The sequence below is a fragment of the Janthinobacterium rivuli genome (genome assembly GCF_009208735.1).
GTDB lineage: Bacteria > Pseudomonadota > Gammaproteobacteria > Burkholderiales > Burkholderiaceae_D > Janthinobacterium.
In genome coordinates this window covers 243,051-260,202 of sequence record NZ_WFLJ01000004.1, presented here as the reverse complement: position 1 = coordinate 260,202, position 17,152 = coordinate 243,051, and the positions used below count along the sequence as shown (strand labels likewise).

The window sequence follows — 17,152 nt, the reverse complement described above, 5'->3', positions numbered from 1 at the left end:
CCGCGGAAAGCACACTCATCCGGTGATGTGGCCGGGCTTCAAACCCGGTGGAGGGCGTCAGACGTTCTCCCGTAGGTTCGACTCCTACTGTTTTCCGCCACTTGTTTTTCTCGCCATCTCCCCCTCGCATGATGATCCCGGCGTTGGCCCTAAGCCACGTTACGGAAAAATAATGGCTTAAATGACAACCTTTGGCCATGGCCGCCGGGGGGGCGATGATACCATCCTGCTGGTGGCAGGGACTGCCCTGTGGTGGAAGAAAGCAAGCATGAAACAAGCAAGCATGGCAGGGCTGCTGGCAGTGGCGCTGCTGATGCCGGCGCGGGCCGCGGCGGTGGACGTGCGTATCGTCGGTGAGCATTTGCCGCCGTCGAGCATGATGGAAGGCAATGTCGTCGTGGGACGTGAAACGCTCAAGGTGCGCGAGATCATGGCGCGCGCCGCTCTTTCCTACAGCATCGAGCTGCTGCCGTGGAAGCGCGCGTACGCGCAAGCGCTGCGCGAGCGTGATACCTGCCTCTTTTCCACCAGCCGCACGCAGGAGCGCGAAGCGCAATTTCGCTGGATCGGTCCCCTCAACGAAGCGGAATGGGTGCTGTACGGCCTGGCCGAGCGGGGCCTGTCGCTGCGCACGCTGGCCGATGCGCGCGGCCTGGCGATCGGCACGGTGCTGGGCGACGCGCGCGACGATTATCTGCGCCAGCAAGGTTTGAGCGTGGCGCCCGTGACGCAGGAGTGGCTCAATCCGCAAAAGCTGCTGCTGGGGCGCATCGACCTGTGGGCCGTCGGCATGGCCGTGGGCAGCAAGCCGTTTGCGGGCAAGGCGTGGGAGCACAAGGTGGTGCCGCTGCTGACGTTCAACCGCGTGCAGACTTACCTCGCCTGCAACCGGCACATTCCCGAGGCGCAGCTGGCGGCCATGCAGCGCGCGGCGGCGGCCATGCGCCGCGACGGCAGCATGGCGCGCGAACAGCTGCGCTAGGGCCCGCTTCCGCTTTCCAGCCACTGGCGCACGCAGTTGCGTCCCTCGCGCTTGGCCTGGTACAGAGCCTGGTCCGCATGGCTGTAGGCCGTCTCGAAGGCCGTGCCGGCGCGGTTCCAGCTCAGGCCCACGCTGACGGTGATGGCACGCGTGATGGGCGCCGCATGACGCTGGCGGCCGACCGTTTCGCAGATGCGCTGCGCCACTTGCGCCGCGTCGTCGCGCGAGGAGGTGGGCCAGACGACGGAAAACTCTTCGCCGCCGACCCGGCCGATGGCTGTCTCCTGTCCCAACAGTGTCTTCAGACAGTCCACCACGGCCTGGATCACGCCGTCGCCGGCCGGGTGGCCGAAGTCGTCGTTGACCTGCTTGAACAGGTCGATATCGAGCACGATCAGCGCCATGTCGCCCTGCGCCAGGCAGCGCGAGGCGTGGTCGATCACGGCACCGCGGTTCAGGGCGCCCGTCAGCGGGTCGTGCGTGGCGCGGTATTCGAGCTGGCCGGCCAGCGTCTGCAACTGGCGGTTCAGCAGATGCATGTCGCGCTCGGCGCGGTCGCTGCGGCCGATCAGGCGCCGCGTCTCGCGCATCAGCCGTTCGTAGTGGAGGATCAGTTCACCGAGCACGCGCCGCTGCGCCTCGCCGCTGGCGTGAGTATCGGCGTGCATGCGGCGCGCGGCGGCCAGCGCCGCCGCTTCCACGGTGAACAGGTCCGGTTCCAGGCCGGACTCGGAGAGGGCGGCGCGCATGCCCTAGTTGCCCTGCACGGGATGGTCGTGGAAATCGAGCGCCGTAAAGTCCTGCTGCAACTCCTGGCCGAATTCCAGGATGGTGTCGTCGTCCTCGTCGTGATACCAGTTCAGGCGCACCTGGTTGCCGTCGATGGCCGCCTGGTTCAGGGTGTCGAACAGGGTAAACAGCATCTTCGTGCTGGAGCTGTTGAAGTAGGCCAGCGAGACGTTGACGGTGATGGCGCTCTCGCGGCAGCCTTCCAGGTAGGCGCGCACGGCGGCGATCAGCGGGCCATAGAAGGCGGCCGCATTTTCCGGATACGACTCGCCCTTGATCGACAGGGTGTGCTGCTCGAAACGGAAGTCGATTTCGGGCGAACTCGGGGTCGCGGCGATGAACAGTGGTGACGGTAATTGCATATGCTTTCCTGAGTCGGCTCTTTCAAATGATGGCTTTGATGCAGAAGATGGTGTGGCCAGGCTCCTGTGGATCCTGGACGAATTCGAATTCCAGCGGCTCGCTGGCGTCGCGCGCCATGGTAAGAAAGCCCAGGCCCGCGCCCTTGCTGTCGGCCGGCGCTTCCTCGCGCAGGGCCTTCTTGTAGGCGAGGCGGATTTCTTCCATCGTCATGGTGTGCAGCGGCTCCAGGCGGGCGCGGATCTGCGCCACGTTGTCCGTCGAGACGGGATTGGCGCACAGCAGAAAAAAGCTGTCGCCGCGCGTGCCGATGCAAAATGAGCCGCGCCGCATCTGCTGGTCCAGCTGCGCATCGGGCGTCAGGCTGTCGGCGGAATAATGCATGATGTTTTGCGACATCTCGATGAACGAGGAAAAGATGCGCCGCCGCGTGGGCCCGGCCGCGCCGGCCGTGTCGAGGCGCGCCTTGATGGTTTCGGAAATGGCGTTCACCACGTGCTGCGAGAAATAGCCCACGTAAAAAAAGATGATGTTGCGCTTGCGGGCCACATCCCAAAACTCGTTGAATTCTTCGTACAGCACGTCCGTGCTCCTGGCTAGCCGGTGACCCGGTTTCTTGTTGATAAGGTGGCTCGATGGCGCTAAAACTACAGGCGGAAACAGAAAAAGGTCAGGTCGTCGCGGCGCGGCTGCTTGCCTTGCCAGGCGGCGCTGTCCTGCAGCAGCGCCGCCGCCACCTCGCCGGCCGGGGCGTCGCGCCGCGCCAGCAGCTGCTCGCGCATGCGCCGCTTGCCGTAGGCGATGTCGCGCGCGCCGCCGATCTGGTCGAGCAAGCCGTCGGTGGTGAGGAACAGCAGGCTGCCGGCGGGTATGGCCAGCGTCTCGTTGTGCCAGCAGTAGGCGGCCGGTGTGTCGACATAGCCCACGCCCATGCGCGCGCCGTCGATGGCGCGCACGCTGTCCTCGCCCGGCGCGACCACGTGCAGCGCCAGTTTCGCGCCCGCGAAACGCAGGCTGGCGCTGGCCGTGTCGTAGCACAGGAAGGCGCAATCCATGCCGTCGTTCGAGCCGGCGTGGCCGGTGGCCGCGCCGTTGCCGGCGCCGTCCTGGCCCAGCAAGGTCTTGATGGCGCGGCTGACGGCGCCGATCAGGGCGGCCGGGTCGTGCGGCCCCAGCGCGCGCAGGGCCTGGCTCAGGGCCGACGAGGCGATCAGGGTCATGAAGGCGCCCGGCACGCCATGGCCGGTGCAGTCGGCGATGGCGGCGAACCAGCCGCCCGCATGGCGCTCAAAGAAGTAGAAGTCGCCGCCGACCACGTCGCGCGGCTGCCATTCCAGGTGCGCGTCGGGCAGGGTGGCGCGCAGCTCCGCATCGGAGGTGCGCAGCAGGGCGCGCTGGATCACGCTGGCGTAATCGATGCTGTGCATGATCTGGCGGTTCTTTTCCGCCTGCATGGTGGCCACCACGTTCATCAGCTGCAAGCCGAAGCCCACGCCGGCCAGCGCGCCATCCTCGGTGATGATGAAGCCGTCGGCCAGCGCCTTCTCGCCCGCTTCCACGGCGCGGAAGGTGAGGTCTTCGATGCTCATGGCGCCGTCGACGATCAGCGGTTCCTTGTCCATGAAGGCGATGCAGCTCTTCTTGCCGTACACCTCGTGATAAAAGGGCTTGGACATCTGCGACATGAAGATGTTGCGGCTGATCAAACCGATGGGCTTCTGCTGCTCCGTGACGGGCAGGCTCATCATGTCGCGTCGTTCCGTGAACAGTTCCAGCACGGCGAAGTTGCTGGCATCGGCCTGCACGGATTCCGTGGGAATGCACAGATCAGACGCCACGGACGTGCGATAACGGGGAAGATGCAATCGAGAAGCGTTGAACTCCACAGCGGCTACCTTTACATGACGATCGGACCCTTGTTGTCGCGAGAGCAAGGCGACTGACAAACAGGCAATATCATCATGGTAGCCGGTGAATATGACGGCTTGATTACCGGCTTGTCAAAACCGTATGCAAGATGGCTGCATGGCAAGCCGTTGCCGGGCTTACAGGCGCCGCGCCAGCGCCTGCGCCTGTTCCAGCCAGCGCGTCCGCTGCGCTTCGGTGGAATGGATCATGGGGCCAAAGCTGGCCACCTTGACGGGCTTGACGCCGCAAAATTCCAGCGTCGTCTTGCGCAGCTGGTGAATGCCCGGCATGCGGTAGACCCAGCGGAAATACCAGGGCGGCGTGTCCATCGCCACCAGGAGCTGCGCCGTGCGGCCCTTCAGCAGCTGCGCGGGGAAAGCCTTGCCTGGGCGATACTTGAAGGCAAAGCCGGGCAGGAAGACGCGGTCGATGAAACCTTTCAGCAGGGCCGGCGCGCCACCCCACCAGATGGGGTAGGCGAACACCAGGTGCTCGGCCCAGGTGATGGCTTCCTGCGCCGCCAGCAAGTCCGCTTCCAGCGGCTGTATCTGGCGGTAGCCTTCATGCAGGTTCTGGTCGAAGTCCAGCTGGCCCAGGCGCAGCTCGCGCACGGTGTGGCCTTCGCTGCGGGCGGTGGCGGCGTAGGCCTCGGCCAAGGCGGCGCAGAAACTGTCGCTGGACGGGTGGCCGAGGATGATCAAGACGCGTTTGGGTGCTATTGTGGGCATGATGCAGGCTTTCCAGTAAAGAACAGCCTGCATGCTAAAGCCTGCCCCTAGTGGCAGAGTCAAGCGGCCGCTTGAAGCTGCTGGCGCGCCAGGCAGTCGTGGATTTCCGTGTCGATGTCGGCCAGTTGCGCGTCGAGCTGGCGCAGGCGGGCGATATCCTGCCGCACCTGCGCGCGCTTGGTGGTGATGTGTTGCGACAGGGCTGCCCAGTCGGTCTCGTCGCCGGCCAGGATGGGCAGCAGTTCGGCCAGCCGGAAGCCCAGCGCCTGCGCCTGGCGTATGAGGTTGACTTGCGCCAGGTCTTGCTGCGTGTAGACGCGGTAGGCGCCCGAACGGCGCACGTCGCCCAGCAAGCCCAGCGCTTCATAGTGGCGCAAGGCCTTGGGCGAGGTGCCCGCCAGGCGGGCGATTTCTCCGATGTACATGGGTGATCCTTTCTCAAGCGTGAGCGAATCTTACCGCAAGGCAGCGGCGCCTTGGCGGCCCAGGCAGCTTCAGGCCCGGCGCGGCGGGATTTTCTTCGCCGTGCACTCGGCGCAGGTGCCGTACAGCGACAGCGCGTGTTCGTGCAGCACGAAGCCGCGCTCGGCGGCGATCTCGTTCTGGCGCAATTCAATGCCTTCGTCGACGAATTCATCGACCTTGCCGCAACCCGTGCAGACCAGGTGATCGTGGTGCTGGCCTTCGTTCAGTTCGAACACGGCGTGGCCCGATTCGAAATGCCGGCGAAACAGAATGCCCGCTTCGGCAAACTGCATCAGCACGCGGTAGATGGTGGCCAGGCCCACGTCGATCTTTTCGGCCAGCAAGAGTTTGTAGACATCGTCCGCACTCAGGTGCTTGATGCCGCCTTCTTGAAACAGCTGCAGAATCCGCAAGCGGGGGATGGTCACTTTCAAGCCCGATTCACGCAGTTCCCTCAATATATCCATGTCTCCCATTCCTTTTTGTAATCGCCGAGCGAGGTCCTTCATTATATCGCAAATGATAATCATTACCATTCTCATGTGCGAACGAAACGTAGTATGCCGCGCGGGCCGGCGGCAATCCAGTGACATCGGCGCAAGTGGCGATTGCGCGGCGCGCAATTTGTCCCAGCATTGCGCGGCCGGCTGGCCGCCGGAATGGGGGCATGCAAGCGCTCACGCTGCAATGCCGCATTTTCTTGACCTGGGCAAAGGAAAAAATCCCTCTAGTGATGCCATCTAGCACTATTTGATGTGGATCAAAGTTTTTGTTGCACTGCACTCTTAGACTTCGCAGCGTTACTTAACGACAAAAAGAGGGAACTAGAATGAAGAAGTCCGCAACTGCAGCAGCAATCGTCCTGGCCGCCATCGGCGCATTCGCCGGCAATGCAATGGCGCAGGAAAGCCCATGGCTGGTGCGCGCGCGCGCCGTGCACATCGATCCTGCCAACAAATCCACGCCGGTCTTGGGCGTCGGCGCATCGGACACGATCCACGTCAGCAGCAAGACGATTCCTGAAATCGATATTTCGTATTTCTTCACGCCGAACATCGCTGCCGAGCTGATCCTGACGTATCCGCAAAAGCATGACGTCACCTTGGGTGGCCAAAATATCGGTACGTTCAAGCATTTGCCGCCGACCTTGTCGCTGCAATACCACTTCATGCCTGAAAAACAGTTCAGCCCATACGTCGGTGCAGGCGTGAACTATACGAACATTTCGAGCGTGAAACTGCTGAATGGCGCTGGCCGCCTGGAGCATGACAGCTGGGGCTTCTCGCTGCAAGCCGGCGTCGACTACAAGCTGGACAAAAACTGGTCGCTGAACTTTGACATCAAAAAAGTACAGATTCGCAGCGACGTCTTCGTCGGCGCCGCCAAGGCCAGCGAAGTCAAGATCGACCCTGTCCTGATCGGTGTAGGCGTCGGCTACCGCTTCTAAATAGCGATGGCGCCCGCGTGGCGCAGACAATAAAAAAGGACGGCCGGGTTTTCACCTGGCCGTCCTTTTTGCATTGCCTGCGCCGCTTTATTTTTTCAGCGTCTTTTCCAGCGCCAGCTGGTAGTCCGTCTTTTCATAGCCGGCCAGGTATTTGTTCGTCGCGTCGAGGAAGGCGCGCGAGCGGTAGGCCGCTTCCAGGTCCTTGACCCATGGCTTGGCCTTGTCGGCCGTGCGGATGGCGACCAGGTTGATGTAGCTGTCCGAGATCTTTTCCACGGCGAGGGCCGAGGTCAGTTTCATGCCGGCGGCCAGGGCGAAGTTGCCGTTCACGAAAGCGTAGTCGGCGTCCGCCAGCGAGCGTGGCAGCTGCGCCGCTTCCAGCGGCACCAGTTTCAGCTTCTTCGGGTTGTCCAGCACGTCGCGCTCGGATGCGCGCAGCGGATCGACGTTCGGTTTGAGCTTGATCCAGCCCATCTTGGCCAGCATCACCAGCGCGCGCGCCTGGTTGGTCGGGTCGTTCGGCATGGTGATGGTGGCGCCGTTTTTCACGTCGGCCAGGGTTTTCTGCTTGCCGCCGTACAGGCCGATCGGCATGGTCGGCACGGTGATCAGGGAACTCAGTGGCAGCTTGTTATCGGTGGCGAACTTGGTCAGGTAGACGATGTGCTGGAACACGTTGGCATCCAGCGAACCTTCGGCCAGCGCGTAGTTCGGCTGCACGTAGTCGTTGAATTCGACGATCTTGACCTTGTAGCCCTGTTTTTCCAGGATGGGCTTGATGCCCAGCTTCAGCTGGTCCGAGTACGGGCCGGAGCTGGTGCCGATGACGAGTTCTTTCGGGTCCTTGGCGTGGGCGGCGGTGGCGAAGGCCAGGCTGGTGGCGGCCAGGAGCAGGGTGCGGCGAAGGTGGTTCATGTAGGTCCTTGTTTCTGAATAGGGATTAACGTTTGTCGAGGCGCTTGGCGATGCGCGTGCCGGCGAACTGGATGGTTTGCACCAGCACGATCAGGATGGCCACGGTGGCGACCATGATGTCCGTCTCGAAGCGGTAGTAGCCGTAGCGGATGGCCAGGTCGCCGATGCCGCCGCCGCCCACCACGCCGGCCACGGCCGAATACGACAGGAAGCTGATCGACAGCACGGTCAGCGCCAGCACCAGTCCGGAACGCGCTTCGACCAGCAGCACGCGGAAGATGATCTGCATTTCCGACGCGCCCATGGCGTGCGCCGCCTCGATCACGCCGCGCGGCACTTCGCGCAGGTTCTGTTCCACCAGGCGCGCCAGGTAGGGAATGGCGGCGAACGACAGCGGCACGCTGGCCGCCAGCGGGCCGATCGAGGTGCCGGCGATGATGCGCGTAAACGGCGTCAGGGCGACCAGCAGGATGATGAAGGGGAAGCTGCGCACGGTGTTCACCAGCCAGCCGAGGATCGTCGACAGCGGCCGGTTTTCCAGCGACTGGCCTTCCGAGACAAGGAACAGCAGGATGCCCAGCGGGCCGCCGATGAGGATGGCGGCGGTGAGACCGATGCCCAGCATGGTCATGGTCTGGCCCAGCGCCACCCAGATTTCCGGCAGCAGCTTGATGACGTTATTGATCGATTCTTCAAACATGTGTTGCATCCTTCCATGCGGTGGCTTCAAACGCCTCGGTGCCGTAATACGCCAGCTCGCGTCCCAGCGCCGTCTTGCGCGGGGTGGCCGTGTCGCTCAAATCGAATTGTTCGGCGATGGCGCCGTTTTCCACGACGGCCACGCGGTTGCAGATGGCGCCCAGCACCGACAGCTCGTGGCTGACGATGACGATGGTCACCCCCAGGCGCGCGTTGATGTCGCGCAGGGTGTCGAGCAGGGCACGCGTCGTTTCCGCGTCCAGCGCGGACGTCGGCTCGTCGCACAGCAGCACGTCGGGGTGGCTGGCCAGGGCGCGGGCAATCGCCACGCGCTGCTTCTGCCCGCCGGACAATTGCGCCGGATAGCTGTGCAGCTTGTCGGACAGGCCCACCAGCGCCAGGCATTCCTCGACGCGGGCGGCGATCTGCTCGCCCTTGGTCGTGCCATGGATTTTCAGGGGGAAGGCGACGTTGTCGAAGACGCTGGCGTTTTGCAGCAGGTTGAACTGCTGAAAAATCATGCCGATATTCTGGCGCGCGTCGCGCAGCTCGCTCTTGCCCAGGCGGGTCAGTTCGCGCCCGGCCACGGTAATGGTGCCGCTGTCGGGACGCTCGAGCAGGTTAATCAGGCGCAGCAAGGTCGATTTGCCGGCGCCGCTCTTGCCGATCAGGCCGAAAATATCACCGGGATAGACTTCCAGCGTGACCGATTTGACCGCGTGGAATTGTTCGCCCTTGGGCAGCGCGAAGGTCTTGTTCGCGCCATCGATGCGAATCACCGGCGTACGGTGTGGTGTGGTCATGCAGTGTTTCCTTTTTTATTGGACCGTGACAGGCTTGCTTGCAGGGGCCAAATCGCCCAGCCTGCTACGTCGGTTGCGTAGTATACCTCCGATCGTGTTATTACTCCTACGACAGAATCTTGCTTTGAATATGCAAATAATGTCTATGTGCCCGTTTGCAAGTGGAAAAAGCGGGAAAGCGGCGTTCTTGCCGAATTTAATCGCGCGCACTGGCGTGGCGGAGCCGTATCTTGGTGAAAAGTTCGACGCGCCCTGCGCAGGCGTCGCGGTGTTTTTATGTGCAGTTCGGCTGACTTGCCGTTTTTTCGACGCGGGGAGGGCGGTTTACAGCCTGCCTTTGTCCTCTTCGCGGGCAGATTCTGCTCCGCTGGCGGCAGGACCTTCGGGACGCCGCAACAGGTAGACGAGGACGGCGATTTCCATGGCGCCCACCATGGCGATGACCCACCACGGCGGATGGCCCAGGCACATGGCGACAAAGCCGATGGCCATGCCCAGGCAAGCCATGGCCTTGCCGCGCCGCGAGACGGCGCGGTGTTCGCGCCACTGGCGCAGCGGCGGACCGAAGCGGGGATGCTGCAGCAGCCAGTGCTCGAGGCGCGGCGAGGCGCGGCTGAAGCAGGCCAGGGCGAGGATGAGGAAAATCGTCGTCGGCATGACGGGCAGCATGGCGCCGATGATCCCCAGCAGCACCATCAGGGCGCCGGCGGCGGTCCAGGCCCAGCGGCGCAGGCGCACGCCATGCGCCTCGCGCAATGGCGCCGGGGCGGGCGTCTCCCGCATCAGGCGAAGGCTCCGGCGCTCACGCTCTGGCTGCGGGGCGGGCAATAGATGGGGTGCGGGTTCAAGGTGTTCGTATCGTGGCGGGTGGCCGTCATGTTTTTCTGCTCGGTGTTCAGCTCTATTATGGAGGAATCAGGGCGGCGGCGCATGCGCGCCAGGACCGCGATGATCGCAGCCTATAGAATAATAACAAGAATCATTCTCATTTGCCGAACTGTATAACGCTGGATATTTTTGACAAGGCAGACAATAATCGGCAACAGAAGACGCTGTCGCGGACATTATCGTCTGTATTATCGATTTTATCGATGCTAACTAGGTATATTTTCCGTTTTACATCGATCTTCATGCCATGCATAATCTGTTGCAACTGAAGCCAGACAATCAGCCGCAGGCGCTATTCGCCCGCAGCTGCTTGCGGTTTTGACATCCTCCACTTTTTGTTAGGAACCAACAATGAAAAAACTGCTCGCTTTTATCGCCGCCGCCGGCTTCTCGCTGTCCGCCGTTGCCGCTCCTGAAGTCTATGTCATCGATGGCAGCCACACCTTCCCCCGTTTCGAGTACAGCCACATGGGCTTCTCGACGCAGCAAAGCCGTTTCAACAACACCACCGGCAAGATCACCCTGGACCGCGCCGCCAAGACGGGCGCCGTCGAAGTGCTGATCGACACCAAGTCCGTCGATACCGGTTCGACCCTGTTCAACTCGCACATCCAGGGTGAAGATTTCCTCGACACGGCCAAGTATCCGGTCGCCACCTACAAATCGACCAAGTTCAATTTCGACGGCGACAAGCTCGCTTCCGTGGATGGCAACCTGACCCTGAAAGGCGTGACCAAGCCAGTGACCCTGACCGTCACCTCGTTCACCTGCGCACCGCACCCGATGCTGAAGAAAGACGCTTGCGGCGCGAACGCTACGGCCAAGATCAAGCGCACGGAATTCAACGCCGGCAAATATGCGCCGGCCGTCAGCGATGATGTGACCCTGACGTTTGCCATCGAAGCTATTAAACAGTAATTGTTGGCTGCATGATGCAAAATGGCGGCGGACTTCGGTCCGCCGCCATTTTTTTTACCTGCCCCCGGTTATCACGCCAGGTGATGCACCTCCTGCTGCCCGTACACGGGGGTGTTCAACCCCTCCATGCGCGCCTTCAGTTGCAGCGACAGGTATTGCGAATAGTGGCGCGACTGGTGCAGGTTCCCGCCGTGGAACCACAGCGCTTGCTGCTGCGTGGGCTTCCACATATTGCGCTGTTCGCCCTCCCACGGGCCCGGGTCCTTCGTCGTGGCGGAGCCCAGGCCCCACACCTTGCCCACCTTGTTGGCCACTTCCGGCGAGATCAGGTCGGCCGCCCAGCCATTCATGGAGCCGTAGCCGGTGGCGTACACCACCAGGTCGGCCGGCAGTTCCGTGCCGTCGGACAGCACGATGGAGCGGGCTTTCAATTCCTGCACGCCGACGCCGCTTTTCAGCTTGATCTTGCCCTCGGCGACCAGCTCGGAGGCGCCCACGTCGATGTAGTAGCCGGAGCCGCGGCGCAGGTATTTCATGAACAGGCCGGAATCGTCGTCGCCGAAATCGAGCATGAAGCCCCGTTCTTCCAGGCGCGCATAAAAGTCCGCGTCGCGCTCGCGGATGGCCTGGAAGACGGGCTTCTGGAAGTCGGCCAGGATTTTATAGGGAATCGAGGCGAACGTCAGGTCGGCCTTGGCCGTCGTCATGCCGGCGGCCAGCGCCCGTTCCGAATACAGGTCGCCCAGCGCCAGGTCCATCAGGGAATCGGACTTGACGATGTGCGTCGACGAGCGCTGCACCATGGTCACGTCCACGCCCGCTTCCCACAGGGCGGCGCAGATGTCGTGCGCGGAATTGTTGGCGCCCACCACCACGACTTTCTTGCCCACGTACGCGTCCGGTCCCGGATGCTGCGACGAGTGCTGCTGTTCGCCCTGGAACACGTCCATGCCCTTGAACTTCGGCATGTTCGCCTTGCCCGACATGCCCGTGGCCAGCACCAGCTGCTTCGGCTTCAGGGTGACGGGCTGGCCGTCGCGCAGCACCTGCACCGTCCACTCGCCGGCGGCTTCGTCGAAGCTGGCCGATTCGCATGACGTCGAACCCCAGTAGTTCAACTCCATCACCTTGGTGTACATTTCCAGCCAGTCGCCGACCTTGTCCTTGGGCGTGAAGACGGGCCAGTTGTCCGGGAAGGGGATGTAGGGCATGTGGTCGTACCAGACGGGGTCGTGCAGGCACAAGGACTTGTAGCGCTTGCGCCAGCTGTCGCCGGGGCGCGCGTTTTTCTCGATGATGATGGTGGGGACGTTCAACTGGCGCAGCCGCGCGCCCAGCGCGATGCCGCCCTGGCCGCCGCCGATGATGACGCAATAGGGCTGGCGCGCGTAGCCCAGTTCCCTGGCCTCCTGCTCGCGGTGCTCCAGCCAGCTGCTGCGATTCGTGCGCGCGCCGTGTTCCGCGCCCATGGGGCGCCGGCCGCCCTTGGCTTCTTCAAAACCCTTCAATTCGCTCATGGTCGTAAGCAGGGTCCAGATCTTGCCGTCGCGGATGCGGATGAAGCCCACGCCGCGCGCCACGTTCGTTTCCACCGTGATCCAGCTTTGCAGCACGCCGCCGGCTTGCACCGCATGTTCGCCGTCGGCGATGCGGATGGACACCGGTTGCACGGCGCCCAGCTGGGCGGCCAGCATGGCGGCGATCTGCTCGCGGCCTTCCAGGGTTTTCAGGTTCCAGGTAAACAGCACCAGGTCGCGCCAGTAGCCGTCTGGTTCGAACAGCTGTGCGGCGCCCGTGCCGTCGCTGGCGCGAAGACTGCCTTCGAGCTGTTCCAGGATGCCGGCCACGGCCAGGTCGTGCGGGTTGATATCGGTTTGCATCGTGTCTCCTCCAAGTCTGCTGACTTTATGATGGGATGCGGCTGTGTTGCCGCTGACGATGTTGTAACACTGGCGTTCCGGCCCCGCATCCCGCAGCGCAGCATGGCGGAATGTGAGACGGAAATCTCAGCTGTCAAAAGGACTACTGCCGGTGCGGCGGCACGATGTGCAGCTGCTTGAGGCGCCGGTACAGGGTGGCGCGCGAGATGCCCAGCATGGCCGCCGCCTGCAGCGGGCGCCATTTGGCGCTGTTCATGGCATGGACGATGCGCGTGCGCTCGGCCTGTTCCTGCGGCGTGCAGGCCGCCACGCCATCCGTCACGTTGGCCGTGTCCTTGACGCGCGTGCGCGTGCGCGCGCCGGCCTGGCGCAGCGGCGCGCGCACGCGGGCGTGCAGCCAGGTGCTGCCGCCTGCCAGGCGCAGGGATAGCAGATTGTGTCCGGCCCGCGCATCGAACAGCCGTTCGGCGCGCACTTCCAGCACCTCGTCGACGGGACGCGGCAGGCTATCGAGACCGCCGATGACGTCGCGCGCGCAGCCGTTGGCGGCGACGACGTCGCCATGTTCGTCGATGGCGAGCAGCATCTCCGGCTGCACTTCCACGAAGTGGCGGTTGCGGTGCGCCAGCAGGATGCAGCAATGGCCGTAGGACTTGAGAAAGAAGCCGTCTTCGATCAGGGTCGCGCCTTGCCGCACCAGCTGCCTGACCAGGCGCTGGCTGTCGCGCGCGTCGGGCGAATTCAGGGCCGATGCATCGAGCACGCCGATCAAGTCGCCGTGCGGCGAAAAGATCGGCGCGGCGCTGCAGGTCAGGCTCGTGAACGCGGCGCGAAAATGGTCGGTCTTGTGCACGGTGATGGCTTCCTGGTCGAGCAGCACGGAGGCGATGCCGCACGTGCCTTCCTCCTCTTCCGACCAGCACGAACCGGGATACAGGCCCGCCTTCTTGAAATCCTTGCGCTGGTCCGTGTCGACCACGTAGTCGATCGTCACGCCGCGCGCGTTGGCGAGGATGACGCAGTAGCCCGCTTCGCGCACCATGGCGTGCAGGCGCGGCAGGCACTGGCCCGTGGAGCGCAGAAAATTTTCCTCGGACTGCTGGATGGCGCGCAGTTCGGCGCCCGTCAGGATGCGTGGCCCCGTGGTGGAGGCGGGGTCGAGCCGGTAGTCGTCCAGCGAGCGCCGGTACGACGAAGCCAGCCTGGCCATATCGGCTCCCGGATGGACGATACGGCCGGCGATCAGGTCGCGCACGCGGTCGATATGGCTGGTCTGGCGGACGTAGGGCATGGCGCTCTCCAGTGTCTCGGTATTTTTTATGGTATGCCCGTTTTTAGCACGAAGCGCAGGCATATGCATGCCGCATTGCAGCATGGGACTGCCGTGAGACGTTCGTCTCACCACAGCCGCGCCGCACAATAGGATGCTTTACAACAATAAAAAAGAGCATCTCTGATAACATCGGCTCAAATTGACGGTCGGTAATCGCAAGGGATATCCATGACAATGCAAGCGATGTTCCTGGCACGCAGAACGATGGTGCTGGCCTTGCTGGGAGTGAGCGCCTCCTGCGGCGCCGCCGGCCAGCTCGATCCCGAGGGCCAGAGCAGCATGGAAAAAGAGGTGGCCCGGCGCGCCGCCGTCGAACCGGCCGTAGTCGCCAGCTGGCAAGTGACGCGTTCCGTGGAAGCGGGCGTGCAGGTGGCCGGCGAAAGCAAGCTGTTCTGGAAGCTGTCGAACACCCCGGCGCGCCAGCCCGACTTCGATTTCAACCCCTATTGGTACGAGTTCTATGTCAAGCCGGCCCTCGGCTTCAAGCGCAACCTGAGCGACGGCAGGCAGCTGTATGCGCGCGTCTCCGCCGTGGGCTCGGGCACCTTGCGCCACGATCCGTTCGGCGCGGGCGACACGGGCCGCATCTCGATCGAGGAATTCGTCGCCGGCATCCGCATGCCGCTCGGCGGCACGCGCGCCATGCTCGACCTGTCGGCCGGCGCGCAGAATTTCACGCTGGGTACCGGCATGCTGGTCGCCAATGGCGGCTCGAACGGCTTTGACCGTGGCGCGCTGAAACTGGGGCCGCGCAAGGCCTTCCAGAATTCCGTGGTGGCGAAAGTCAGCCAGGATGCGTTCAGCGCCCAGGCGTTTTACCTGGACCCGAATGAAAACCCCGACAACGATTCGGGCACGCGGTTGGTGGGCGTGGACGTCAGCTACGCGCCCGCGAACGACCGCAAGGCCGGCATCGCGTATGGCAAGGTACCCCGTTCGCATGCCGCGTATCCGCAGGCGGCGCCTGGCGGCATCGGCGCGCCGCTGGCCGTGCCGGACGGCCGCAAGGATTTGCAGTTCGTGTATGGCTACGCGCGCGTTCCCGTACTGCCCGCCGTGCTGTCGAAAGGCTGGTTCGGCGTCGACGCGGCGCGCGAATGGAATACGCGCGAGCCGATGCGGGCCTGGGGCTGGCGCACGGAAGGGGGCTTTTCCCTGCCCGACGTGGCATGGTCGCCGAAGTTCACGCTTGGCTACCAGAGTTTTTCCGGCGACGATCCGCACACGGCGCGCAACGAGCGCTTCGACCCGCTGTTCTTCGAAGGCACGCCGGGCGCCTGGGCGTCGGGCAGCAAGGCAACCTGGGTCTTCGTCAATGCCAACGTGAATGCGCTGCAAGCCACCATCGAGCTGCACCCGACGCCGAAAGTCACCGTGACCGCCTACCTGGCCCAGGTGCGCGCCAACCGGATGGGCAGCCCGCTGCAGTTCGGTCAGGCCACGCGCCTCGACGTGCCGGGCGATGCGCCCGTGGTGATCGCCGGCGTGCTGCGCCCGATGCTGGCGAACGATGTCTTCATCAAGTATGTGCGCGTGGTGAACCCGAATACCTATCTGACCCTGGGTTTCAGCGGTTCGTTCGCGCAGTCGGGCGTCAACCAGCTGGTGAACGGGCAGGCCAGGACGTGGACGGGCTGGCTGGCCAACGTCGTATGGGTCTATTGAATATTCTGACTATCAAGGAGAGCATCGCATGAACGATTTCCCCAGCATCAAACGTCTGGCCCTGGCCGCAGCCTGCCTGGCGCTGGCCGCCGGCGCCCATGCCGCAGAGCCGACGGCGCCGTTATCGGCCGCCGCCAGCGACCCGGCCGCATTGAAATGGATGGTCGGCGCGCCGCCGCCGCCCGATAAAATCATCCGCTTCGACGATGGCAGCTATTTCACTTTCCCGCAGTTGCGCTGGAGCGTGTCGCACTTCCGCCAGTTGATGCCGACGGTGAATGTGTCGCGCGGCCTGGGGGCGCCGCAGCCCCTGCAGCGCGCGCTGCGCAAGGATATCGACAGCCTGCGCTTCACGCCGCTGGGCAGCAAGGACAGCATGACATGGGAACAGTCGCTGGGCGCCAACTACACGGATGGCATCGTGGTGCTGCACCGCGGCCGCATCGTGTACGAACGTTATTTCGGCGTGCTGAAGGACAGCGGCCAGCATGGCGCCATGTCGGTGACGAAGTCCGTGATGGGCACCCTGGGTGCGGCGCTGGTGGCCGAAGGCAAGCTCGATCCGGACAAGCTGGTGGCCGACTACATCCCGGAACTGGCCAAGTCGGCGTTTGGCGACGCCACCGTGCGCCAGGTGCTCGACATGACCACGGGGCTGAAATTCAGCGAAGACTACGCCGACCCGAAGGCGGAAGTGTGGCAGCACGCGGCGGCCGGCAATCCGCTGCCCAAGCCCAAGGACTACACGGGGCCGCGCAGCTATTTCGAGTACCTGCAGACGGTGCAGCACCAGGGCAGGCATGGCGAGGCGTTCGGCTACCGCACGGTCAATGCCGACGTGCTGGGCTGGCTCATCGCCCGCGTCACGGGACAGAACGTCAACGAGTATCTGTCCGAGCACGTCTGGCGCAAGCTGGGCGCCGAGCAGGATGCGTACATGTCGGACGATTCGACGGGCACGCCGTTTGCCGGCGGCGGCTTGAGCGCGGGCTTGCGCGACCTGGCCCGCTTCGGCGAGATGCTGCGCAACGACGGCCGCTACAACGGCCAGCAGATCATTCCGAAGGCGGCGGTCGCGGACATCCGCCGCGGCGGCGACAAGCAGCTGTTCGCCAAGGGCGGCTACGACCTGCTGAAAGGCTGGAGCTACCGCGACATGTGGTGGGTCACGCATAACGACCATGGCGCCTACATGGCGCGCGGCGTATACGGCCAGCGCATCTATGTCGATCCGAAGGCGGAAATGGTGATCGTGCGTTTCGCCTCGACGCCGACGGCGGCCAATGCGGCGAACGACCCGACCACCACGCCGGCCTTCGAAGCGCTGGGCAAGCTGCTGCTGGCCAAGCCGAAGTAGGGTGCCAGGCTGACC

Annotated in this window: 18 protein-coding genes and 1 tRNA gene; 6 read left to right on the top strand and 13 right to left on the bottom strand. The window is 63.7% G+C overall.

The genetic code is table 11. The features are described from left to right. Window positions 1-4: 4 nt before the first annotated feature. Window positions 5-100: transfer RNA gene (locus tag GCN78_RS07300), tRNA-Sec, on the top strand. Between the two features lie 168 nt (window positions 101-268). Next, the gene (locus GCN78_RS07295) at window positions 269-982 is read left to right on the top strand and encodes a substrate-binding periplasmic protein (protein ID WP_226939517.1); all 714 of its coding nucleotides are present in this window, start codon (window positions 269-271) and stop codon (window positions 980-982) included. On the opposite strand, the gene GCN78_RS07290 is transcribed toward GCN78_RS07295, so the two are convergent. The 7 genes from GCN78_RS07290 to fur form a co-directional block, all read right to left on the bottom strand. Further along, window positions 979-1,731, bottom strand: a complete 753-nt coding sequence (locus GCN78_RS07290) for a GGDEF domain-containing protein (protein ID WP_152251099.1) — start codon at window positions 1,729-1,731, stop codon at window positions 979-981. The two genes, GCN78_RS07295 and GCN78_RS07290, sit on opposite strands and share 4 nt — an antisense overlap. Before the next feature lie 3 nt (window positions 1,732-1,734). After that, on the bottom strand, window positions 1,735-2,133 hold the full coding sequence (locus tag GCN78_RS07285) for a DUF1987 domain-containing protein (protein ID WP_152251098.1): 399 nt from the start codon (window positions 2,131-2,133) through the stop codon (window positions 1,735-1,737). 22 nt (window positions 2,134-2,155) lie between these two features. After that, the gene (locus GCN78_RS07280) at window positions 2,156-2,713 is read right to left on the bottom strand and encodes a SiaB family protein kinase (RefSeq protein WP_034756676.1); all 558 of its coding nucleotides are present in this window, start codon (window positions 2,711-2,713) and stop codon (window positions 2,156-2,158) included. A gap of 65 nt (window positions 2,714-2,778) precedes the next feature. Then, window positions 2,779-3,936 (bottom strand): SpoIIE family protein phosphatase, encoded by a 1,158-nt coding sequence (locus tag GCN78_RS07275; protein WP_226939520.1) that lies wholly within the window; start codon window positions 3,934-3,936, stop codon window positions 2,779-2,781. Window positions 3,937-4,176: 240 nt separating this feature from the next. Then, window positions 4,177-4,767 carry an NAD(P)H-dependent oxidoreductase gene (locus tag GCN78_RS07270; protein WP_193316643.1) on the bottom strand — a complete coding sequence of 197 codons (591 nt, stop codon included), beginning with the start codon at window positions 4,765-4,767 and terminating at the stop codon, window positions 4,177-4,179. Window positions 4,768-4,826: 59 nt separating this feature from the next. Continuing rightward, window positions 4,827-5,192, bottom strand: a complete 366-nt coding sequence (locus GCN78_RS07265; RefSeq protein WP_152251096.1) for a MerR family transcriptional regulator — start codon at window positions 5,190-5,192, stop codon at window positions 4,827-4,829. 69 nt (window positions 5,193-5,261) lie between these two features. Then, window positions 5,262-5,699: a ferric iron uptake transcriptional regulator gene (gene fur / locus GCN78_RS07260; RefSeq protein ID WP_076566678.1), complete on the bottom strand. Its 438-nt coding sequence runs from the start codon at window positions 5,697-5,699 to the stop codon at window positions 5,262-5,264. A 362-nt stretch (window positions 5,700-6,061) separates the two neighbouring features. Here fur and GCN78_RS07255 point away from each other — a divergent pair, with 362 nt between their 5' ends. Next, window positions 6,062-6,679 (top strand): OmpW/AlkL family protein, encoded by a 618-nt coding sequence (locus GCN78_RS07255; RefSeq protein ID WP_152251095.1) that lies wholly within the window; start codon window positions 6,062-6,064, stop codon window positions 6,677-6,679. Window positions 6,680-6,766: 87 nt separating this feature from the next. On the opposite strand, the gene GCN78_RS07250 is transcribed toward GCN78_RS07255, so the two are convergent. The 4 genes from GCN78_RS07250 to GCN78_RS07235 form a co-directional block, all read right to left on the bottom strand. Then, window positions 6,767-7,594, bottom strand: a complete 828-nt coding sequence (locus tag GCN78_RS07250; protein ID WP_152251094.1) for a MetQ/NlpA family ABC transporter substrate-binding protein — start codon at window positions 7,592-7,594, stop codon at window positions 6,767-6,769. Window positions 7,595-7,619: 25 nt separating this feature from the next. Further along, a complete protein-coding gene (locus GCN78_RS07245; protein WP_152251093.1) occupies window positions 7,620-8,294 on the bottom strand; it encodes a methionine ABC transporter permease in 675 nt (224 codons plus the stop codon). Beyond that, the gene (locus GCN78_RS07240) at window positions 8,287-9,096 is read right to left on the bottom strand and encodes a methionine ABC transporter ATP-binding protein (RefSeq protein ID WP_070222288.1); all 810 of its coding nucleotides are present in this window, start codon (window positions 9,094-9,096) and stop codon (window positions 8,287-8,289) included. Before GCN78_RS07240 ends, GCN78_RS07245 begins: the two co-directional genes overlap by 8 nt. Window positions 9,097-9,420: 324 nt before the next feature. Continuing rightward, window positions 9,421-9,879, bottom strand: a complete 459-nt coding sequence (locus GCN78_RS07235) for a YbaN family protein (protein ID WP_152251092.1) — start codon at window positions 9,877-9,879, stop codon at window positions 9,421-9,423. Window positions 9,880-10,335: 456 nt separating this feature from the next. Here GCN78_RS07235 and GCN78_RS07230 point away from each other — a divergent pair, with 456 nt between their 5' ends. Further along, a complete protein-coding gene (locus tag GCN78_RS07230; protein WP_152251091.1) occupies window positions 10,336-10,902 on the top strand; it encodes a YceI family protein in 567 nt (188 codons plus the stop codon). A gap of 71 nt (window positions 10,903-10,973) precedes the next feature. On the opposite strand, the gene GCN78_RS07225 is transcribed toward GCN78_RS07230, so the two are convergent. Then, complete coding sequence (locus tag GCN78_RS07225) at window positions 10,974-12,782, bottom strand: NAD(P)/FAD-dependent oxidoreductase (protein ID WP_152251090.1); 1,809 nt, start codon at window positions 12,780-12,782, stop codon at window positions 10,974-10,976. A gap of 142 nt (window positions 12,783-12,924) precedes the next feature. Then, on the bottom strand, window positions 12,925-14,073 hold the full coding sequence (locus GCN78_RS07220) for a sigma-54-dependent Fis family transcriptional regulator (protein WP_152251089.1): 1,149 nt from the start codon (window positions 14,071-14,073) through the stop codon (window positions 12,925-12,927). Between the two features lie 210 nt (window positions 14,074-14,283). Between GCN78_RS07220 and GCN78_RS07215 the strand changes: the two genes are divergently transcribed. Together GCN78_RS07215 and GCN78_RS07210 are read left to right on the top strand one after the other, a co-directional pair. Continuing rightward, complete coding sequence (locus GCN78_RS07215) at window positions 14,284-15,780, top strand: alginate export family protein (protein ID WP_152251088.1); 1,497 nt, start codon at window positions 14,284-14,286, stop codon at window positions 15,778-15,780. A gap of 28 nt (window positions 15,781-15,808) precedes the next feature. After that, window positions 15,809-17,137 (top strand): serine hydrolase domain-containing protein, encoded by a 1,329-nt coding sequence (locus GCN78_RS07210; RefSeq protein ID WP_152251087.1) that lies wholly within the window; start codon window positions 15,809-15,811, stop codon window positions 17,135-17,137. The last annotated feature ends 15 nt before the right edge of the window (window positions 17,138-17,152 follow it).